The organism is Gammaproteobacteria bacterium (assembly GCA_013003425.1).
Taxonomy (GTDB): Bacteria; Pseudomonadota; Gammaproteobacteria; order Steroidobacterales; family JABDKV01; genus JABDJB01.
The window spans coordinates 1-6514 of the sequence record JABDJB010000032.1; the positions used below are offsets into that span (position 1 = coordinate 1).

The 6514-nt window shown below is 61.8% G+C and carries 5 protein-coding genes; 1 reads left to right on the plus strand and 4 read right to left on the minus strand.

Going from position 1 to position 6514, the window contains the following annotated elements:
• A partial coding sequence (locus HKN06_05100; protein ID NNF60695.1) for an Ig-like domain-containing protein occupies nt 1–2112 on the plus strand: 2112 nt, incomplete at its 5' end.
• Nucleotides 2113–2134: 22 nt separating this feature from the next.
• On the opposite strand, the gene HKN06_05105 is transcribed toward HKN06_05100, so the two are convergent.
• The 4 genes from HKN06_05105 to HKN06_05120 form a co-directional block, all read right to left on the minus strand.
• On the minus strand, nt 2135–3466 hold the full coding sequence (locus HKN06_05105) for an aminotransferase class I/II-fold pyridoxal phosphate-dependent enzyme (protein NNF60696.1): 1332 nt from the start codon (nt 3464–3466) through the stop codon (nt 2135–2137).
• Nucleotides 3463–4752: a DUF4147 domain-containing protein gene (locus HKN06_05110; protein NNF60697.1), complete on the minus strand. Its 1290-nt coding sequence runs from the start codon at nt 4750–4752 to the stop codon at nt 3463–3465. Before HKN06_05110 ends, HKN06_05105 begins: the two co-directional genes overlap by 4 nt.
• Entirely contained in the window at nt 4749–5729 is a 981-nt protein-coding gene (locus HKN06_05115) for a D-glycerate dehydrogenase (protein ID NNF60698.1), read from the minus strand. Before HKN06_05115 ends, HKN06_05110 begins: the two co-directional genes overlap by 4 nt.
• Before the next feature lie 38 nt (nt 5730–5767).
• Nucleotides 5768–6514: cytochrome-c peroxidase (locus tag HKN06_05120; protein ID NNF60699.1), on the minus strand; the 747-nt coding region annotated here is incomplete at its 5' end.

The window sequence follows — 6514 nt, forward strand, 5'->3', positions numbered from 1 at the left end:
CAGGTCGATACGATTGACCGGGCGAGAATTCAGCGGTTTTATAGCGGCGGTGAGGCCGCAGTAGCCGATCATGTGCTTGTGCTCAATCATACGATTTCGAGCTTTCCGAACGGCGAGCTTCCCACCACTGATTTCGACGCGATGCCAGGATCGGCAACGGCGCGCCTTGCGGTAAAGCAAACGATTCCCTTTGTTGCAGCGGACCTTGCTGGCACCGGTCGGGCGGCGTTTTTTCACCACCAGGACAATGCATCAGAAAGCTTTGGCCCGGCAGAATTCGGCTTCGACACGCTCGATCTTGTTGCCGACGGCAGCGGCACCAGCCGGCGCCGGCAGCTGCCTTTCAACTGGTCGGTCGATGCTGACGGCGTGCTCGACGTGCTCTTTGCCAGCGGGGATCGCAACCGTTTCGTCGCGCTGGTACCGGAAGACGATGGCGTGCTCAATACCTTGCTGCTGGCAACACCGGCTGCCGGCGCACCGTTTGCCGATCGCAGCCTCGTGGTAACCCGCGATGAGACACAGGCCTTTGACCTGACAACGGCACAGGATACCCGGTTCCGGTCGTTCGGGGCCACGGGTGGCACGTTTGACCCGCAGTTTGAGCTGCAAGATTTCGATTTCGTGTTTTCGCCGGGTGGCAGGGCCTGCAGAATCCCGCCCAGTTCGACTACGTGGAGCTGGACCGCGCCGGCCGGTCGCATCGATATCCTGCGTAACCTCTCGTCCGGCGAGCTGTTCAGCGCGCGTTCGTGGGAGCCGATGCGGGCCGGCAACGGGGGATTCTGGATAAATGAGTTGCTGCAATTCCCGCAGGGCGCGCCGCTGGATCCCGCGGTAACGCCGGGACGCCATGCGTTTTACTTTCAGGAACAGAATCTTGTCGGCAACATCCTGCCGCAGGCTGGCGATGACAGCATTGTGGCCGAACCCGGTGAGCAATTGAGTATTTTGCTCAACACGCTGTTGTCCAATGACGGCGATGTCGAAGGGGACCAGTTGCGGCTGTTGACCAGTGACACGACAAGCAGCGCCGGCCTGCCGCTTACCGAGATAGTCACCGCGGGCTTTGCGACAGTGGGTTTCAGCTATTCGCCGCCGCCGGGCTGGATAGGCAGCGATACCTTTACCTACAGCATTACCGATCGATTTTGCGACGATCCTTCATTGTCACGGGTTACATTCACCGTCAACGAGCTTGATACGGATATCCTGATTCGTGGCAGCGGCAGCTATGACCTGACCGATGCAGTTTATAACGGAACTGCCATCGTGAATGGCAACATCAACCCGTCGGCGGGTGTGGTCGTGGGTGGGTCATTAACGACGGTCGATGTGTATTTGTTGACGTCAAGCGCAGGGCCATTCGGCAGCAGTGGTCGCCTTGACGGCAGTAGCGTTACCGGAGACGCCTTTGGCATTGAAATCCCCTTCTTGTTCGTGCCGGCCGGCTATGGCAGCGGCCAGCAGCTATCCGGCACGACTCTCATTGCGCAGCAGTCTTTCGCCTCACTGGGCATTGCGCCCGGCATTTACGATTACGAGATTCCCAATGCATCGACCCGGCTGATCGTGGGCGATGTCACGCCGCCGGAGCAGGCAACGGTCACCATCACGACCGGCTCGGGTTTTGTAACGATGGACTATCGTGCGACGTGCCAGGACAACGCGCTGGGGCAATCCTTTCGTCAGTGCTCGGGCGTCGGCCTGGTTAACGGCGACCCGATCAGCGCCTCCATCACGCTTGACCTGACCGCGGCCCCGGTCAGCACCACATTGTCGTCAACCGATGTGCTGGCCTGGAGCGTGAATATGGGCACGGCATCGGTCAGCAGCATGGACACGGACAACTGGCGTTTCGACGCTAGCTTCAATGCGGCCGGCGGCGTCGATTTCATGCAGCTGCTCGGCAGCGCCGGCGTGGCTGCGCCCGATCCCACGCCGGGACCGACGGTAGATCTGCGCGCCGACATCGCTTTCGGTACCGGCGCGGGCCTGTGTGTTGATCCGAATTTTGCGCCGCAGCCGTGTGAGATAGCCGCATTCTTCGGCGGCGCCACTGCAGAGGGTGCCGGGCCGGTAAAAACGATCTCATTTCGTGTGGTCCCGTAACGCGCGCTTTTGCGATACCGCGCTAGCCCTCCAGTGTCAGGGGCACACCCGATCCCACAAAACCGCGGAAACCATCGGCATCCGTCGCGGCAGCCGCGATACGGCTGACGGCTTCCTGCAGGTCAGCATCGCCGGTTGCGACCGACAGGCGCAGGAAATGGTGGCCTTCGCTGTCGAGTTTGCAGAACGATCGCCGGTCCATGGTTGCCACCTGGTAGTTGTGCAGCAGGAACAGCTGGAACAGCGTTGACGGGCTGGAGTCAGCCCGCACCTCTGGCGGCAAAGCCGCATAAGCCTCGTCGATACCTAGCTGTTCGACGATACCGCCGATGTTGGGGAACACGTAGAAGGCGCCTTTTGGCACCTGACAGTGGATACCGTCGATATGATCCAGCCCCGCCACCACGATATCGCGGCGGCGCTGGAACGCTGCGGTCATTGCGGCTATTGCAATTTGACTTTCCGGCGCCTCCAGCGCGGTAATCGTTCCAATCTGGTTGTATGGCGGGATGCTGGCGAAATAGTTGATATTGAGATTGCGATGCACTTTTGCCTCGGCAACCGTCGGGTAAACGGCCCAGCCGACGCGCCCGCCGGTCCACGAATAGGTCTTTGATACAGCCGAAGCGATGATGGTTCGTGACTCCATCCCCGGCACCGACGCGATGGAAAAATGCTTTTCGCCATCGAACACGATGGCCTCGTAGGCCTCATCCGAATAAACACGCACGTTGTGTGGCGTATTGGCCAGTATTGATTGCGCCAGCGCTTCGATACTGCCGCGACTGGCTACACCGCCGGTAGGGTTTGAAGGAAAATTCAGGTAAATGAGTTTTGTACGCAGGCCCAGCAAAGGCTCCAGCTCCCCGGTGGTCAATGAAAAGCCGTGATCCTCGCGCAGCTTTATCGGCACCGGTTTGGCGCCTACATAGGGGATGTAGCTCTCGTAAAGCGGGTAACCGGGCGTTGGATAGATGATCTCGTCGCCGCGTTCGCAGTATGACTGCTGTGCAAAACCAATTGACGGCCGCGCACCGGGATAAACCACGACACGTTCCGGGTCGATGTCCGGCAGGCCACGGTCCGCGGCAATTTTTTTCGCCAGCGCGGCGCGCAGTTCCGGCAGGCCCTGGGGGTCGCAGTAGGTCGTCTGGCCATCTTTGAGCGCCGCGATCACCGCATCGCGGATATGCCCGGGCAGCGGGAAGTCGGGCTGGCCCAGGTTGCAGCGGATGACGCGCTCGCCTTCAGCTTCCACCGCGGCAATGCGCGCACCAAAACCGAATGCGGCCTCGGTGCCCATCAGCTCGACGCGGCGGGCAAAGACAGGTTTTCCGCGGCTGGTGTCGTTCATGTGCGAAGCAGTATGCGCAGGTCGCGCACGTTATTGCCGGTGACGCCCGTCATAATAGCGTCCCCCAGCGCCTGGAAAAAATGAAACGAATCGCTGTGTTGCTGACACGTAGCAGCGTCCAGCCCCAGCCCGGTCGCGCGTTCTATAGTTGCGCCATCCGCCAGTGCACCGGCCGCAGGCGAGTTGCCGTCGATACCGTCGCTGCCGGCGCTCAGGACCGCAATATTCGCGCCCGCAATTTGCTGTGCCACGTGCAGCACGAAAGCCTGGTTGCGCCCGCCGCTGCCGTCTCCGGTTACCGGACATGACAATTCTCCGCCCGATACCAGGCACACCGGCTGGCCCGGATGCGCGCGCAGCAGCAGTTCCAGCCTTTCGAGCAAAGTGTCGGCAGCTTTGGCCAGTGGCCAGTCATCGACCGTGCAGTCGCTCACGGCTACCCAGCCCTGCGCTTTGGCGTGATCGCGCAGAATCTTTACCGCCGCAGCGTTGTCCAGCAGGCAATGCCAGGTGCTGCGGGCGAAGCTCGTCTCGTCAGGTTTCGGTGTTTCGGCGAGTGCTTGCCCGAACAGCGTGCGGATACTTGCGGGCAGTTTTTCCATTAACCCGTAACGCGTGATTACAGCGGCGGCGTCTTCCGCGGTCGAGCTGTCCGGCATGGTCGGGCCGGAGGCTACGGTTTCGGGTTCATCAGGCGGCACGTCCGAGACATATAAGGTGAGCTGCCGCGCCGGAGCAGCAGCCTGCGCCAGCCGGCCGCCCTTGATGGCAGACAGGTGCTTGCGCACTACATTCATGGCCACGATATCGGCGCCGCAGGTCACCAGCATCTGATGCAGCGTGTTGAGATCGCTCATTGAAACGGAGTCGTCCAGCGGCATTTCGGCCAGCGAAGATCCGCCGCCCGACAGCAGGCAGATAAAAAGATCGTTTTCACCGACGCCGCTGGCAAGCTCCAGCAGGGCGGCAGCGGCGCGCGCGCTGCCGGCGCCGGGATACGGATGCTCGCCGACAATCGACACTATACCCGGCACCTGGCATTCGACGGGGCCGACGACAATACCGCCGATCTGGCGCGGCGCCAGCACACCGGCCAGTGATGCCGTCATGCTGCCGGCGGCCTTGCCGAGTGCGGCAACCACGATCCGGTCGAAATCGTCGAGCTCGAGACATTCACTTTCGATTTGCAATGTTGACCCACGCAGCAACACCCGTTGTGGCAACACTTTGTCGATGGCGATGTCGTCGAGCGTGGTCCTGAACAGCTGCTCGAGCATGGCCTTCATAATTTGCCGAGCACTTCCGGGTTGACCGGGTTTGGCGGGCGCTGGCCGGTCAGCACGGCGATGGCGTTTTCCGCCGCCATTGTGCACATGCGGGTGCGGGTGGCGATCGACGCGCTGGCGATGTGCGGCACCAGCACGACGTTATCCAGCTGCAGCAGGGCAGGGTGCACTTCGGGTTCGTTCTCGAACACGTCCAGCCCGGCACTGGCGATAAGACCGGCATGCAGGGCATCGGCCAGTGCCAGTTCGTCGACTACCGGCCCGCGCGAAGTATTGACAAGTATTGCCGTCGATTTCATCAGTGCGAGCTCATCGGCGCCGACATAGTGATGCGTGTCATCGGTCAGCGGCACATGCACCGAGACAAAGTCGGCAGCGCGTAGCAGTTCTTCCTTGCTGGCATAGTTCAGCCCCAGTTCCTGCTCGACTTCCTGCGCTGCACGTTGGGTATCGTGATAAATCACACGCATATCGAAACCGCTTGCCCGCCGGGCTACTGCCTGACCAATCCGGCCCAGCCCGAGTATGCCCAGCGTCTGGCCGTGGATGTCGTGACCGCTCATCAGGTTGATCTGCCACTGCTGCCAGAGACCGGCACGCAGGAAACGGTCCGCCTCGGCCACGCGTCTTGCGGCCGCCAGCAAAAGCGTAAAAGCAAAATCGGCGGTAGTGTTGGTAAGTACCCCGGGCGTGTTGGTAACGACGATGCCGCGCCTGGTGGCGGCCGGGATATCGATGTTGTCGAAGCCAACCGCAACGTTGGCGATCACTTTCAGATCCGGCGCGGCGTCCAGGAGGGCGTCGTCGATGTGATCGGTCAGCTGGCATACCAGTGCCTGCCGGTCGGCGATGCGCGCCGGCAGGTCATGCGGCGCGATGCCGGACGCGGAATCTTCATAGTCCACTTCACAGCGCCCGGCAAGCAGTTCGATTGCTTCCGGATAAACGTGACGGGTTACCAGTACCCTGGGCTGCATGGCGCCTCCGACGGCAGGGACGCCATGTAGTTTACACGCTAGTCAAACAGCGGCAGACCACTGGGCACGCTGCGCGGCACGTCGCGTCGCAGGTCGATGCTGTCCGGATCGGTGAGCGCATGGAGAAAATCCACCAGCCGGCGGATTTCCCAGTCACGCAGCTGCCGTGGCGGCAGCTCGCAGGCCGCGGCGATAGCTTCACGCGCCAGCTGGTCGTCGTGCACCAGGAAATCCAGTGCATCCAGATCATCACGTAACGGCAGCACTGCCTGGCTGCGGTCGTAGTCGCGCAGCGATGCGACCGGGTCGAGATGATGCCGAATCATCGCCTCCAGCGAATCGAACGCACCGTTGTGACCCCACGGACCGGTGAGCGCGACATTGCGCAGCGTCGGCGTGCGAAAGCGAAAGCGGTCGGTCGGGTTGCCGGTGACGCGCTCGCGACCGAAGTCTTCACGACCGGATACCCCGTCGCCCTTGCCCGGCCCGATCTGCGGCACTGCTACGGCATAAAATTTGTGATCGGTCTGGAACTTGCCGCTGTGGCACCCGCTGCAGCCGGCGCGGCCATTGAACAACCACTTGCCGACACGGGCATTCCAGCTCAGCGCACCGCGTTCGCGCCGCAGGTAACGGTCATAGGGGCTGTTGTCGGCGCGCCAGGCGTGTGCCTCGAACGTGGCGATGGCGTTGGCAGCATGCACATAAGTGATGTCAGCAGGCTGATCGATATCGTCATAGGCGGCGCGAAACAGCTCGACATAGGCGGGGATCTCCCGCAGCCG